This window comes from Pseudoleptotrichia sp. (genome assembly GCF_057270515.1).
Window position 1 is genome coordinate 61683 of sequence record NZ_DBHIXS010000005.1, and the last position, 14988, is coordinate 76670.

Here is a 14988-nt window from a genome sequence, read left to right on the forward strand (position 1 = left end):
GTACGAAATGTTTGTTTCGGATACCAAAACAGGTCTGGTAAAGACAAGAGCTTTAGAATTAGCAAGAAGATATGATAAACTGAATAAAAAATAGTTTTATGAAATAAAATTGAATAAAAATAAAAAAAATTGATAAATTGTCAATTTTTTTTATGCCCAAAATTGCTGTCAAAGCTAAGTAAATAAAAGCATTGAGCAGAATATCCGAAAATTTGACAAATTTCGTATTCATATTATAAAATAAACTATATAATTAAAATTAAAAAAAGTGGCAATATCTTATAAAAATCTATAAATCTGTGTTTTTTAATAACAGATATTAAGGTAATAAAAAAGGAGAAAATTATGCCTGAAGATATGGAAAAATTAATGAACCTTGATAATCAAAAAGAAAAGATTACCAGTATGTCGGATAAAGAAAGATTTCAAAAAATAGTAAAGTATGTGCTTGAAGTAGAGGGCGGATATTCAAATGAAAAATATGATTCCGGAGGAAAAACAACTTTTGGAATTACGGAAAAAGAAGCCAGAGCATATGGATATAAGGGAGATATGCGTAAACTTCCCAAAGAATTGGCAATAGAAATTTTAAAAAAAGATTATTATGATAAAAATAGACTAAGTGAAGTAACTCATGACGGAATAGCATTGTCAATCTTTGATTTTGCACTTGTCGGTGGAGGATTTGGAGTCAGAAAGGCACAGGAAGCATTAAATATAATTAACGGTACTAATTTAGCTGTAGACGGTATAATGGGAGAAAAAACAATAGCAGAATTGAACAAGGTAGACCCTGAAAAATTTCTGAAAGTCTATCATGATTTACAGCGTCAACGTTTTCGTGATATAGTAAAAAAATATCCTGAAAAGAAAAAGTTTTTAAAAGGTTGGCTGGATAATAGAATGCCTGCTAAAGAAAAATTTATTGAAGAAAATATGATGGGAAGAAACAAGGAAAGTATAAAAAAAGGAGTTATATCTTCTGATAATTTAAAATCCCCCAATAATATAAAAAATGCTGATAATATAAAATCTTCGGATAATCCTGAACTGCACAATAAATATGACAAAGTAGTTAAAGAAAAGGATAAATCGGAAATATATACTGAAAACTTTGAAAAAGCATTTAAATTTACATCTCAAATGGAAGGCGGATATACAGAAATAGGAGGGGAAAAAATAAACTATGGAATTACAGAAGAAAAAGCCGGAAAGTATGGTTATAAAGGTAATATGAACAATATACCTTTAGAAACGGTAAAAAATATTTATAACAAAGAATATTATCAGAAAAATAAACTTGATAAAGTCAAAGATGCAGGAATAGCTTTAACAATATTTGACAGTGTAATTTATGGAGGAGTTGAGGGAATAAAAAGAGCTCAACGTGCATTAAATTTGATAAACGGAAATAACAATCTGGCTATAGACGGCATAATTGGGAAACATACATTGGCGGAATTAAATAATACAGATATCAAAAAATTTCTAAAAATCTATAATCAGATTGAACTGGAAACATATTGGGATACAATGAGAGAGAGAACGCCGAGATTGCAAAGTTTGTTTAAAGATATAGTTAAAAGAGTAAATAAAAGAGAGGACTATGTCGAAGAAAACTTAAGAATCGTAGATGAAAAAGAGATAATAAAAAGAATAATAGATCCTTATGGCAGTCTAATAAAAGATAAAAAAGAAGATAAGAAAACAGAGAAAAATATACAGGCATCAGTCAGAAAGAATATTGAAGAAATAAAAAAAGAATTTTCTTCTCAGGGAAAAACTGGCGTAAATGAGAACGTAAAAAATGAGAATATAAACAATAAAAAAACTAATACAAGATAAAATAACAATAGGAAGCAGAGAGTGATTTTAATGAAAAAAGTAGTGTCGATAATAGCAATAGTAGCAGTGTTAGGAGCTATCGGTTTTTTTGCGGGAAGTAAATTAATAAAAAGTACAAATAAAAATGCAGGAAACAAAACAGTTCAGACAGAAGAAAAAGCTGTTGACAGTAAGAATGTTGATAACAGTAAATCGGGTAATTATGCAGCAGATCTGGAAGAAAGAATGAAAGAATACAATGAAAAAGAAGAAGCAGGATTTTCAGGTTCAACAGATGAAATGGCGAATGCAGCACTGGAAATAGAAAACGTATGGGACCAGGAGATGAATAAAGTTTATGATTTGCTAATGACAAAATTGCCTGAAAATGAAAAAGAGAAATTACGTATATCTCAGGAAGACTGGGGTAAAAAAATGGAAGAAGAAGTTAAAGAAGCGGAAAAAGAAGCCGACGGAGGTTCAGTAGCAATTTTGTTGGAAATTGGAACCAGATTGGATTTAAAAAAAGAAAGAACGAGAGAATTGGCAAAAAAATATGATGAACAGAATAAATAAAAGTAATATTGTAAGTCATAAAAGTGGGCGAGAATAAAGATTTGGAGGCGTAAAGATGGAATTATTTGATGAGGATACTTTTAATACCGATTTGATTGATGCCGGTACAAAAAAAGTAAAAGAAGAAAATGGATTTTTTTCGAGTTTGGAAGACTCTATTTCAAACGGTCTTATAAAAGGTTTAAGCAATCTGATTTCAGACAGTGGGATGTTTAACAAAATTGTCGATGATATACCTGAAGAAAGAAAGGCTATCAGAATCGATAGAGGGAGAATAGAAAGAGGCGATAAGACTGAAAATAACAGTAGAGCTGAAAATAAGAGCAGAGTTGATAATAGTAGTGATAAATCTTCTCAAAAAAAAGGTAAGATTGGTAAAATTTTAGAAAAGATTATTAGTTTCTTTAAAGGTAATAAGCATAAAAAAATGGAAACAGTAAGTAATGAAGAGACAAATACGCTCATAAATAATCAAAATATGGAAATTGTAAATCTGAAAAAAGAAAATGAGATGCTTAAAACTCAGCTGTCCAAAAATTCCGAGAGAATGGAGAAATTAATAGACATACTTGTAGATTATGTGGATAGAAACCAAGAAAAAACGGAAAAAGAAAATACCAATATTCCAAAAAGTTTTAAAGCAGAGAAAAAAGATTTGCATAATATGTAAAAATTGAAACAGACTGTCTCATAAAAAATATTCAGTTTTACAAATTTTGTGTATTTTATTTTTTATAAGTCTTATAGAAAGTAATGATTTATAGCTTATAAACAGTTTTTAATTGCAAAAAAAATGGTTTTATCGGAATATCTTTTTTAGAATATAAACATAAGGGAGTAGATTTATGGAAAAAAGAAATGGCTTTTATATTATAGAAAGCCTTACAGAAGAAGAATTAAAAGAAAGTTTTGAAAGATTGAGAAAAAAAGTAATAAAAATTCTTGCCGATTTTAGAAAAAACAATAATCAAAATATTAGGGCAGAAGAATTAAGTTATACTGCAGAAAAGTTTATAAAAATTGATATTGACGGAATTTTCAGCTTTGAAGGAAAGTATTTAAAAGAATACAATTTTGATATGGAAAAGAGTTTTTATGGGAGTAATATAAAACTTTTGGACATCACATTTAATAATCCTGTAACAGGAATAAATACAGTTTTTGAACTTGTAATAGATGATATGAAAGAATTTACTAAAAAGTCCAATCTTGTTTATAAAGACGATATAAATACTAATATAATTGACGATTTTGTCAGTTTTATAGATTATTATCTTTTATTAATCATAGATAATTACAGTATGCTCGAATTTAATTGTTTACGAATAAGAAAATATGGAAGCTTGATACAGATTGGAGCGGAAAATAGACCGGAAATGACAGACGATTATAAATTGGCGTCTTCTATGAATTTCTTTGGAAGTGAAAATAAAAAAAGATATTATTCTTTAGAGGAGATACAGGAATTAAAACTTCTTGATAATACCCCTTATGAAAATTTTAAAATAGAAAATAGAGAAATCAGTCATTAGAAAGATGTGATTTGTAATGAAGTTATATATATTACCGACAGTACTTATAATATTGGAAATAACCTTTTTCCTTTATACTATTTCCAAAGATTATAATGAACGTTTCAGAGAAACGGCGCAACGGATGAAAGAAAAAATTATAAAAAAGACAAAGCTTGATTTAAATACCGAATTAAAAGATTTTTCCAGAAGAGATTATATTATCTTTCTCGGTATTTTCGTTTTCACAATTTTTCTTGATGATAGAATGGCTGCAACAATTTTAGTAACAGTGTTTATGATTATTCTTTTAAGATTTAGAATACCATACGAAAAATTTGAAAAGATATTCATAAATTATAAACCGTCCCTCAAAAAATATAATATATATTTACTCACTCTCCTTCTGATACAAATAATTACAATAGCTTTGACGGTACTATTGGCAGGTTAGGGGGTAGATTTACGGATGTCGGACCTGATACTGAAAATAAATTCGGAAAGTTATAATTACAATATGATTGACATTGTTTTTAAGAAACTGTCCAACAGGATAATTGATATAAAATTTGATACTGTAAATGATACAAAAGATAAAAGCAATGTAATCGAAAGTACTTTTTTACTAAATACCAATGGTTATAATATAAATGTAGAAAGCAGAATTTTTTTACATCTTTTCATTTTCAGTTATTTTATTGAGCTTGAAACCAGTGAAAGTGAAGCAGTTTATAGAAAAGTTCTAAACTCTTTTATCAAAGGAGCGATAGAATATTATGAAAGGGAGTTGAAAAGAACTGATAATATATATTCTGAAAATAAAAACAGATATAAAATATATAAAACCTTAAAAAGTCTTTTGGAGATTTCTGAAAGTGTTTTTTATAGGCTTATCAGTGATATTCCAAAAAATATAAGGGAAAATATATTAAAAAAGACTGTTTCAAAATTTAATTCCCTAAACAGGGAACTTGACGGTATAGTTAGAGAAAAAAGCTCCATTAATACGAGGATTGAGAAAAGCTATAACATAATAGAGAAAATATTTGAGACGGACATAATTCAGGAACTTAAAGAATACGAATTGGAAGAGGTAAATATAAGGGAATATCTTCTGAAAATAGTCGAAGATAGTGTTAAGGCGATATATACTTGCATAATTCTTGATAGAGGGAAAAGTAGAGAAAATTTTAAAATAATTTTTAATAAAGACGCATGGTTTATATATTTTTTCAGCCTGATTTTTTCCACTTATAAGGAAAAAGGAATTAATCTTCTAAAATTAAGCGGAAATACTGATTTTCTGGAATTTGGAGCAACTACGGACATTGTAAATAAGACTGTAGAAAAGTTTATGGAAGAAAATGAATTGAAAGAAGTAAAGAAAGAACTGGAACCCGAAATTTTCTATCTTCTTTTGGGGACAGGCTACAATGAAAAAGCTATATACAGTACAGAATATAGAGATGAGAACTATGAGTTTGAAATATATCCTGTTGATGAAAATGGAAACGAAATATTTGATAAAGGCTTTAAAGTTTGGAGATTAAACAAAGATTTTTTGATACCTGATTTTGTAGATATGGTTCTTACGAGTGATAATAATAATCTTAAAAGATACGTTACTAATTTTGTTGAAAAATTTGATACAGCTATAGAGGAAATTAATAGTTCCGACTATTTAACGGTAGACATAGAAACAGCTTTAAACAATATGTTTGTAACTCTTGAAGAAAATATGAGAGAAAAATATAATGAAATAAAGACATTATATGATAACAGTACAAAACAGCAGAAAATAGATATAATAAGAGAAATAATGAATATTATGGCAGAAAAAGTCAATATTAATCTCAACAGCAGAAATAGCCTGATAAAAAATTATAAAACTGTAAATAATTCTCTAAAAAATAAAATGAATTGCGAAGTTCAGATAGGCAAAACCGAAATAAAAAAAGACAGTATATACATATCACATAATTTGACAGATACGGAAAGAATAAAAAATGAAGAAATAATGATAAAGATTTTGGAAACGGATTTTCAGACAGTTCAGGAAATAAAAAGTATATGTCAGACTGATATTGATGAAATTGGGGAAAAGAAAAGCGATACTGTCAAAACTCTCAAAGATAAACTGATAGAAAAGTATAAAGAAAAAAGCAAAATTTTTATAAAAATAGATATGGGAGCTGATATATACGAAAGAGACGAAATTCCTGAATTTGTAATACATTCAAAGATATTTTTCTATCTAATTACATACAGTAAAATAAAAAGCAACAGCTATTTTCTTGGATTAAAAGAAAAATTCAGAAAAATATATTTCAGTGTTGTAGCCGACATAATATATATGCTTAATATGAAAGACAGCTCTTTGGTATACAATCTGAGTTTTTTAAAAGAATATGACTATTTTGGGGATGTTTTTGAAGATATTGAAAGTTATTTTCTTTCCTTATATTTAAATAACGAAAAAAATATAGAAAAAATAAATTTTAAAACATTAAGAGAAGCCGAGAATTTACTAAATGTTTTCAAAAATGCTCTAATAGACGGTTATTTATATTATAAAGATAACACTGATTATTTAAAAAATAATAATAATATTTCCGAAAACAAAGAAATTGATATAAAATCAAGAGAAATATTAAATTATCTGATTGAGTCTTTAAATTTCAATGAAATATTTGTTTGAAAATATGCTTATATAAACTTATGAAATAGCCCTAAATTAAAATACGTAATAAATATAAAAAAATTTTTTTCGAGAAAATATATGTTTATATTAATGACATTTAAATTATTAATGTTAAATATTAATAAGAAAATCTTGTCTTGATTGTTAGCTAAATGGGGTTTTTAAGTAATATTTGAAAAATTGAAATTTAGCATTATTAAAGCGTAAGACAATAAATAAGATGTAGAAAAATATTTAAAGCAATTGTTTTAAGTTTCCAAAAGTGGTATAATTCAAATATAATATAATTGAAAGAAAAAGGAAAGGAAAGAACGGATGAAGAATAAGCTCGAATTATTTATTGAAAATAAGCACAGTGAACTTAAAAAAGTGATGAGTGATACTAAAATCTCTAATTTTCTCGAAAAGAATGAACTGGACGAAATTTATGATGACAGATTTCTGGAAGACAAATTACTTGTTATGAAGTTTCTTGAGATACTTCTCTGTATGTACTTTCAACATAAAGGGGAAAAAGTTATTATGAAAACAAAGATTGACAGACTTGAAAAAGAAATTGATGAACTGAAGAAAAAAAAGAGAAAGTAAAAGTAAGTGAAAGAAGGTAAAAGAAAGAAAGGATAAGAAATGACTCTTGTAGGAGAAATTTTTTTCGGTAACGAAAAAATAGATTTTCTGTTCGTAATGGGGGTGTTCGGAAGAAAGAATGTTTACGTTAAAAATAAAGGAAAAATGTATGATTTACGTTATCTTGCCGATATGTTTAAAAGTAAAAAGATAATTTCGGCTGTAAAAATATACTATGATTCAGGTATGTTTGAAGAGCACGCGAAAAAAGTTTTGGACGGTACGGAAACAGAGCCATATATATTTAAATTTATAGACCTTATTATAAAAATGAAACTGTCCGATATAGTTAAACATAATTCAATAATAACGAAAATAACGGAATTGGAAGCGGAATTTGATGAAGAAAATGATACATTTTTTATAACGGCAATAACAGGCAATAAAATAATACATAGAGATGAAAATAATATCCGCTTTTTTTATCGCAGAATAAAATTGGTACTTGGCTATTACAATTCGGATTTAAATAAAATTATAAATCTTGTAGGTTCATATATAGATTTAAAAAAAGAATATAAAATAATAGATATATCAGGAAAAGAAAGTTCCGGCTGTTTTGCTGAAAAAAGGGAAAAAACACTGTTAAATTTTAAAAATATAGGGTTTATTTCTGTTGAACATAACAGAATTATCGACAATACGGTGAAAGAAAAACTGTATGAAGAAATAGAGGACAGATTGAGCGGAATTATAAGAGGCGAGATGCTGAAAAAACTGGTAGAATATTAAATATAAGGAAGGGAATTTATGAAAAGATTAAAATTGGGAATAGGAGCATTATTAATTTTTACAACGCTAAATGTCTATGCAAAAACGTCTTTGTCAGTAAAAGTTGAAAATCAGTCTTTTGAGACTGTCCAACCGTTACCTGTTTTCAAGAATGAAGTAATGGAAGGAGCAAATTCGTACACTGTAAAAGTATTGAAAGCAGACGAGATAACACAGGATTACTACACTTTTAAAAAAGACATAGTAGTAAGAAATGATTTGTATACTTATCCTACTACAAAATTCGAAAATGCAAATCTGAAAAATGCTGAAGATGAGAACTCCATACATTTTATAAATAATGTATATTTCAGAAAAGGTGCAGTAATAAATTTGAGAACAAATGTGGAAAAAAATCTGGGAGATTTTATAAATTTTGAAGATATCTCTCTTGAAGAAAATGAGCTTTTTGTTGATATAGCAGACAGCTCCCAAGTGCCGAGATTTTTAAAAATACCTTTGTTTGTAGTACCCGGAGATGAAACTACGATGAATGATTTAAATATAAGAATGATAAAACCTCTCAAGATAGGCGAAGCGGAATACGCTCTTAAAAGGGAATATGCAGGAAACGGTAAAGTGCTTTATTTTATAGAACCTCTCTATAAAGATGAAGAAACGGCACAAAAATATGCACTTATGGAAAAAAATTATACAGATGAAAGATATGGAAATAAAGAATTGCCTCAGACAGCACTTATAAGAGAAAAAATAACGACGTTTAAAGAAAAAGGAAAAAACTTTATTTATACGAGTAATATTATAGATTTATTTATCAGATAGGAGAAAAAATGAGAAAAATTATATGGACTATGGCAGCAATAGCGACAGTTAATATATCTTATGCAAAAATAAAATTTAAATCTGCTGTATCTCCTATATCCCGAACATTTACAACGGCAACTACGGAAAATGCTAAAAGTGTTCTTGATAAATATCTTTCCGATTTTGAGTTTAAAGATAAAAAATACAGACTTCTCACTACTGATGATAACGTAACTTATGATTATATAAGGGAAAAACTCGGGAGATACAGCAATATAGGAGTGTTATTTATTCCGAAGAGTAAGAGGATAATTTGTCAGAAAGAAAGATATGGAATTACTTCAGTTTTCTTTGGAAATGGCGGGCAGGTTGATACTATCACAAGAAAAGACGGAATTTGTACTAAAAAATCCGCTGAAAGAGTTCTTACACTTCCGGGAAGAGTGGATATGTCAGAAATAGAAAGTCTGAGTATAGATTTTACTGACAAAGTTTACATAGATAAAAAAAATGCTGAAAAAATATTTAAATAAAGGAGTAGAAAATGAAAAAGAGACCGATTTATTCATCCCTTATGGACGAAATGGAGATAATGGGAGTACCTTTGACTACATTTAAAGTTATAATGGGATTTACAGGTATACTTTATCTGTTTACACGTAATTTTATGTGCTTTGTAATTGCAGCAATTTTAATGGTAATAAGCCGTCTTATATGTTTTACGGACACATATAGAATTGATTTGTTATTTAATCATTTGAGAGAAAAAGACAAACTTGACGCATAAATGTGTCTAAAAAATATAAAAAAAGTAAAAAAGGAGAAAAAATTATGAGACGGGCTACTCTATCTGTATTAATCGGTATAATCTCAGCCAATGTAATGGCAGATGAATTTTTTCTCGGGGGAGGTTATGACTTTTACAGAAAAGGAAATAATGGAATTAAAAAAATAGAACCGGGATTTAAGATTAAAGCTGAATGGCTCCCTTTTGAAAATAAAAATTTTAAAATGGGATTAGGTATAGCTCACGAATTCGGCTTTAAAGCAAAGATTGACGGGACAAAAACAAAATTGGGAAAAGCAACTCCTGTATATGCGGTGATTAAACCTGAATGGGAAACAGGCAGCGAATGGAAAGTCTATAATAAATACAAATTGGGCTGGTCATTTAATTCAGGAAAAGAATATCGGAATACAGACAGAACAATTATAAAATCAGGTTTTAAATCAGGACTTTATGCGGGAATAGAAGTAGGTGCAGAATGGAAAAATTTCTCTTTTGGACTTTCCTACGATATGAATAATAAAAAACATCAGGTAGGACTTGTAGTGGGATATGTGTTCAGTAAAGAAAAATCATATAAATCCCTGACTACTGCTCCTGTAAGACAAATAAAAATTTATGAAAGTCCTGTTCAGGATATTCCCGTCAGGGAAGTACCCGAAACAAGACCGGCAGTTATTAGAGTGAGAAATCGGAGAGAAGAGGCTCCGCGTAATTTGGATAATAATCTGAACAATGAGAATATAAACAATGATAGTTCTGATAACAACAGTTTGGATAACAGTGATTTAAAGAATAGTAATTTAAAAAATAGTAACCCGAACAATATCAATCTAAACAACAGAAATTCAAGTAATAATGATTTGAACAAACATAATTTAAAGAATAGTAATTTGAAAAATAGTGATCCAAACAATATCAATTTAAATAACAATAATTTGAATAATAAAAATTTAAATAGTAATATTGATGATAAAAATTTAGGAATAGATGAAAGCCTAAATAATAATAATCTTAATAACAATAATTTGGAAAACAGTTCAAAAATTAACAACTCAAAAATTAAAGAAAAAGAAACAACAGAGAAAAAAACAGGAACGGATTATAGAGGCTGGTTCAGTTTTGATGAAGAAATAAATAAATAATAAGAATATACCATAAATAATATAAAGAAAAAAGGAGAAAGAAAAATGCGAAAAGTTAAAAATATATTGACAGGAGTATTATTATTAGCAGTAATGGCACTTCCTGCAAGTGCGGCAGCTAAAAATAAATATTTAAGCGGTGAAGCTGTATCAAAAATGCAGGTAAAAAAATTAATATCAGGGAAGCAGGACGCTATTAAGAGGGTAGCTACAACTTTTGATTTTTATACGGACAGTATTTATGATGTATACGTAACACCGGATTTTGTAACTATGATAAAATTTGAACCTGATGAAAATATAGTGGCTGTAATAGGGGGAGATAACACAAACTTTGAAATGGAACAGGAATTTGGGGGATCGGATAATTCCATTTATCTTTTCATAAGACCTACTGATATAGACATAACTTCAAATGTAAATGTAATGACAAATAAAAGAATTTATATGTTCAATCTTTATTCCACTTTGGAAATATTCAATCCTTTAGTAAAATTCAATTATCCTGCCGCAGGAAATGTTATGAAAGCGACAGTCGGAAGAAACGGAAACAGAGTAAACAATACACCTGACAATAAAAATGGTATAATGGTGGATATAGATAAAATGGACTCCAATTATTCCATATCAAACAGAAATTTACCTTTTGCACCTACACAAGTATTTACTGACGGTGTAAAAACTATAATAATAATGCCTAAAGATATACAGGAAGCTCCTGTAATAATGGTTAAGGGTGTAGGAAGCAAAGAATTTGAGGTAGTAAACTTTGAATATGAATTTAATAAAATAATTGTACATAGAAGAATTACAGAGGCTGTCCTCAAATTAGGAAATAAGCAGGTTATAATAAAACACAGATAAGAAAGGAAACGGTTATATGTATAATAATAATGGTAATAATCGGGATTATGATGCGGATATAATGGCTGATGATGCCGATGAAATCGAACTTTTTGATGAAAATGATGATATAGGGGATATATCTGACTTTGAAGATGAACAACAAAACAAATCAAAAAACAGATTTTCTTTTGGGGCGAATAATAATGGAAATAAAGAAAAAAAACCTCTTGATAAGAAAAATCTGATGATAATGCTTGGAGCATTAGGAGTGCTTCTAATACTTGCACTTCTTGCTATACCGGGAATGATAAAAAAATCTGCTGAAAAAAATCAGACGGAAGACCCTAATAAAAAAATTGCGGAACAGCCTGTATATACAGGAGAAGCTGACCAAAATACAGTAGAAGCGGGAAACCTGAATGTAGGAGATGCTCAGAATAATATGATAAATGTGAACGAACCGTGTGATACCGCAAATCCTAATAATCCTGCTAATATTAATAACCCTAATTGTGCCAATGTACTCCCTAATCAGGCACAAAATCCGAATATTCCGAATGTAGCAGGACAGCAGGTTCCGCTAAATCCAAATCAAGGATATTCGACTTCTATGATACAGGAAATCCCTGAACCTTATAAACCTGAACCTTATCAGCCGAGGGATATAAAAAAACCGTCATCCGGCTCAATGAACTCAATGTCAAAAGGAAGTGAAAATTCGTCAAACGGTCGTTTGAACGGACAAAATGGAAATGAAGGAAATAACGGCAAAGGTTCCGGACAACAGACAGCACAGAACGACGGTAACGGAGGAGTATCCCAGCAGCAGGCAAGAACAAGAAAGTACCGTCAGACAGCTGACGGAGTAAATACATTTTATCTCCAGCAGGGAAGCTACATACCTATAGCTATAACAACACAGATGAATAGTGATAATGCTTCATATTTTATGGCGATAGTATCGGAAAATGTATATTCAAAAGACGGAAAGCATAAAATACTTATACCTATGGGAAGTAAACTGATAGGAAATTATATGGCTTTAAAAAATAATAACGATACAAGAATGTTTATGATGGTCGACAAGATAATACTTCCTAATAACAGAATAATAGAGTTTGACAATGCCAATATAGTGGACCTTAAAGGAGAAATAGGTGCAAGAGGACAGTTAAACAGAAAAATCCTGCAACGTCTTGGAAAAACCCTACTTGCTTTATCATTTAGTGTTGCGGATGTCGCATTGCAATATAGAAAGGCAAAAATTGCTGCGAGAAATGCTGACAAACTTTCAAGGGTCAGATGGGAAGATCTTATAGATGACCCTGTGGATTCCGTAAAAGATACTATGGAAACAGTGGATAAATCATGGAATTCTGTAAAAAATCGTATAAAAATCCCTGTAGGAACAAGATTGAATGTACTTACAGGAAATGAAATCGTCCTTGAAGAATATAGAACACGTGTTTATTAATAGTTTTTTGTAATAATTGTTTTACAGTTATTACAATGATTAGAGAAAAAACTTATAAAAATATGTAAGATTAAAAATAAATATATTAAGATTGGGGGTATAACTGTTATGACTGACATAAGAAAAATTACAGCGATATTTCTTCTTATATGTCATATTGGAGCTTTTTCCATAACTACTACAACAAATGCTCTTTTGGATGCACAAAATGCTGAAGAAAATAACAGGACATATAATCAGGTTGAACAGATGAACAGACAGGCTAATGATGATCCCGTTCTGTTCAATATAGGGTCAATTATGTCAACTGCGGCGGCAGGGAGTGCTTTATATGGTCTTGAAAATAAATTGAGCGGGTCAATTAAAGGAGTGGGTTCATCATCGGGACTTTCTTCCGGTAATGATACAAATTCCAGTCCTTCGACATGGAATAAAACTAAGTTAAAACCTTGGCAGATAATACTTGTTGTAATATTTATGGCAAGGGAATTAAGAGAATTGAAAAAAGGCGGAGGAGGGAACGGTTCGATAAATAATCCGAATTATGAAAGTTCCCCTATCGGTAAAATAAAAAATTCCAATGACATAAGAGGTCAAATAATAGTAAATATGTTTAAAATCACAGGAAATATTACAGATAATGTTGGACGTACTCTTTCAAATGTTTTAGCAGTCTTTCTGCTTCTTATGGGAACTTTGGAGATACTTATTGGTATACTTAAAGGTGTAACCGACTCCGGTACCGAAGAGCCGAAGTCGATATTGATAATCTTAAAGGATATGTTTCCTCAGTTAATGGTTATGGGGACATTACTTCTGTTACTCGCTAACAGTTTTTTCTGGAATTTTTATACGGGACCGTTATTTAATATTTCAGTAAAAATAGGTAGTATGCTTTCAGGACAAAAATTTGATATGTATAACTTACCTGATTATATAGGAAAACTTTTTAATGCTCCTTTTGCTATTATAGCTTCAGGAGCGGCAATGATGTTCAGTGCGAAAAACGTAACAAACAGTATACTTCCGACTGTAATATTATTTTCGGGACTCATACTTTTATGGTTCTGTTTGAAGGCAGCGATTGAAATATTGACAGTGTTGGTAGATTATCTGATTATAGGTTGTTTCACTATGGTAGTTATGCTTTTTATGGCTCTCAGAATTACAAAGAATATGGGTTCAGGAGTTATAAATGCTATTTCAGGTGCCATGGTAAATGTTATTGTTATGTTCACTCTTATAGGTTTTGCTTTCAGTAATATTGATAAACTTAATGTGAAAATAGGTCTGGATATTAATAAACTTCTCAATACAATAATAACTATCTTTATTATAAACGCTCTACTTAGTCAGATAAAAACAATAGGAAGTTTCTTAAATTCAGGAAGTGCGGCATTTATTCCGGGAAGTAAAATGATAGACGATGTTACAGGCGCAATAACTAAAATGACAACAGCAGGAAATTTCATAAAAAATTTCACTCAATCAGGCGGTTCATTGACGACTGCATTATCAGAGACTATGGGAAAACCTTTTGGCGGATCCGATGAAGGTAAAAAAATGAGAGATATCCGTACGGCTGCAAATAAAAACGTAAGAAATGCTAAAAACAGTAACAGTTCTTCAGGTTCAGGAAAAGATAAGAGTTCTTTCAAAGTCGGAGGCGGAACGGTAAATGTTAAAAATAACGGTAATAAACAAGGAAAGAAAAAATATACTGCGGAACAAATTGGAAAGTTTCTGAAAGGTGAAAGCACACCCGGAGCTTGGGAAGCAGATATGCCAAATTCAGGACCGTTTGTAGCACTCTTTGAGAAAATGTTCCCTGAAAGGGCTAAAGAGATAGATGATGAGAGAGCTGAATATGAAGCAAAAAAACAACAGAAATATATGAGACAGCCTGAACCTGATACAGGTGAGGAAAACGATGAAGGATAAAAAATAGAAAAAAGGAGAAG

General features: G+C 29.8%; 15 protein-coding genes. All 15 read left to right on the forward strand.

Annotated features, from left to right (window positions below; all coding sequences use genetic code 11):
• The first annotated feature begins 345 nt into the window (after window positions 1-345).
• Window positions 346-1845 (forward strand): glycosyl hydrolase 108 family protein, encoded by a 1500-nt coding sequence (locus ACO5J6_RS05345; RefSeq protein WP_485642553.1) that lies wholly within the window; start codon window positions 346-348, stop codon window positions 1843-1845.
• A gap of 30 nt (window positions 1846-1875) precedes the next feature.
• Entirely contained in the window at window positions 1876-2400 is a 525-nt protein-coding gene (locus ACO5J6_RS05350) for a lysozyme inhibitor LprI family protein (RefSeq protein ID WP_485642653.1), read from the forward strand.
• 55 nt (window positions 2401-2455) lie between these two features.
• On the forward strand, window positions 2456-3070 hold the full coding sequence (locus ACO5J6_RS05355) for a hypothetical protein (protein WP_485642554.1): 615 nt from the start codon (window positions 2456-2458) through the stop codon (window positions 3068-3070).
• 175 nt (window positions 3071-3245) lie between these two features.
• A complete protein-coding gene (locus tag ACO5J6_RS05360; RefSeq protein ID WP_485642555.1) occupies window positions 3246-3932 on the forward strand; it encodes a hypothetical protein in 687 nt (228 codons plus the stop codon).
• A gap of 16 nt (window positions 3933-3948) precedes the next feature.
• Window positions 3949-4365: a hypothetical protein gene (locus ACO5J6_RS05365; protein WP_485642556.1), complete on the forward strand. Its 417-nt coding sequence runs from the start codon at window positions 3949-3951 to the stop codon at window positions 4363-4365.
• Window positions 4366-4380: 15 nt separating this feature from the next.
• Entirely contained in the window at window positions 4381-6609 is a 2229-nt protein-coding gene (locus ACO5J6_RS05370) for a hypothetical protein (protein WP_485642557.1), read from the forward strand.
• A gap of 318 nt (window positions 6610-6927) precedes the next feature.
• Window positions 6928-7200, forward strand: a complete 273-nt coding sequence (locus ACO5J6_RS05375; RefSeq protein WP_485642558.1) for a hypothetical protein — start codon at window positions 6928-6930, stop codon at window positions 7198-7200.
• 39 nt (window positions 7201-7239) lie between these two features.
• Window positions 7240-7971, forward strand: a complete 732-nt coding sequence (locus tag ACO5J6_RS05380) for a hypothetical protein (protein WP_485642559.1) — start codon at window positions 7240-7242, stop codon at window positions 7969-7971.
• A gap of 18 nt (window positions 7972-7989) precedes the next feature.
• The gene (locus tag ACO5J6_RS05385; RefSeq protein ID WP_485642560.1) at window positions 7990-8793 is read left to right on the forward strand and encodes a hypothetical protein; all 804 of its coding nucleotides are present in this window, start codon (window positions 7990-7992) and stop codon (window positions 8791-8793) included.
• An 8-nt stretch (window positions 8794-8801) separates the two neighbouring features.
• The gene (locus tag ACO5J6_RS05390; protein WP_485642561.1) at window positions 8802-9308 is read left to right on the forward strand and encodes a hypothetical protein; all 507 of its coding nucleotides are present in this window, start codon (window positions 8802-8804) and stop codon (window positions 9306-9308) included.
• Between the two features lie 11 nt (window positions 9309-9319).
• On the forward strand, window positions 9320-9562 hold the full coding sequence (locus ACO5J6_RS05395; protein WP_485642562.1) for a VirB3 family type IV secretion system protein: 243 nt from the start codon (window positions 9320-9322) through the stop codon (window positions 9560-9562).
• A 44-nt stretch (window positions 9563-9606) separates the two neighbouring features.
• Complete coding sequence (locus ACO5J6_RS05400) at window positions 9607-10707, forward strand: hypothetical protein (RefSeq protein ID WP_485642563.1); 1101 nt, start codon at window positions 9607-9609, stop codon at window positions 10705-10707.
• Window positions 10708-10752: 45 nt separating this feature from the next.
• Entirely contained in the window at window positions 10753-11571 is an 819-nt protein-coding gene (locus tag ACO5J6_RS05405) for a TrbG/VirB9 family P-type conjugative transfer protein (RefSeq protein ID WP_485642564.1), read from the forward strand.
• 16 nt (window positions 11572-11587) lie between these two features.
• A complete protein-coding gene (locus ACO5J6_RS05410) occupies window positions 11588-13027 on the forward strand; it encodes a TraB/TrbI/VirB10 family type IV secretion system protein (protein ID WP_485642565.1) in 1440 nt (479 codons plus the stop codon).
• Between the two features lie 108 nt (window positions 13028-13135).
• Window positions 13136-14968 carry a hypothetical protein gene (locus ACO5J6_RS05415; RefSeq protein WP_485642566.1) on the forward strand — a complete coding sequence of 611 codons (1833 nt, stop codon included), beginning with the start codon at window positions 13136-13138 and terminating at the stop codon, window positions 14966-14968.
• Window positions 14969-14988: the final 20 nt, after the last annotated feature.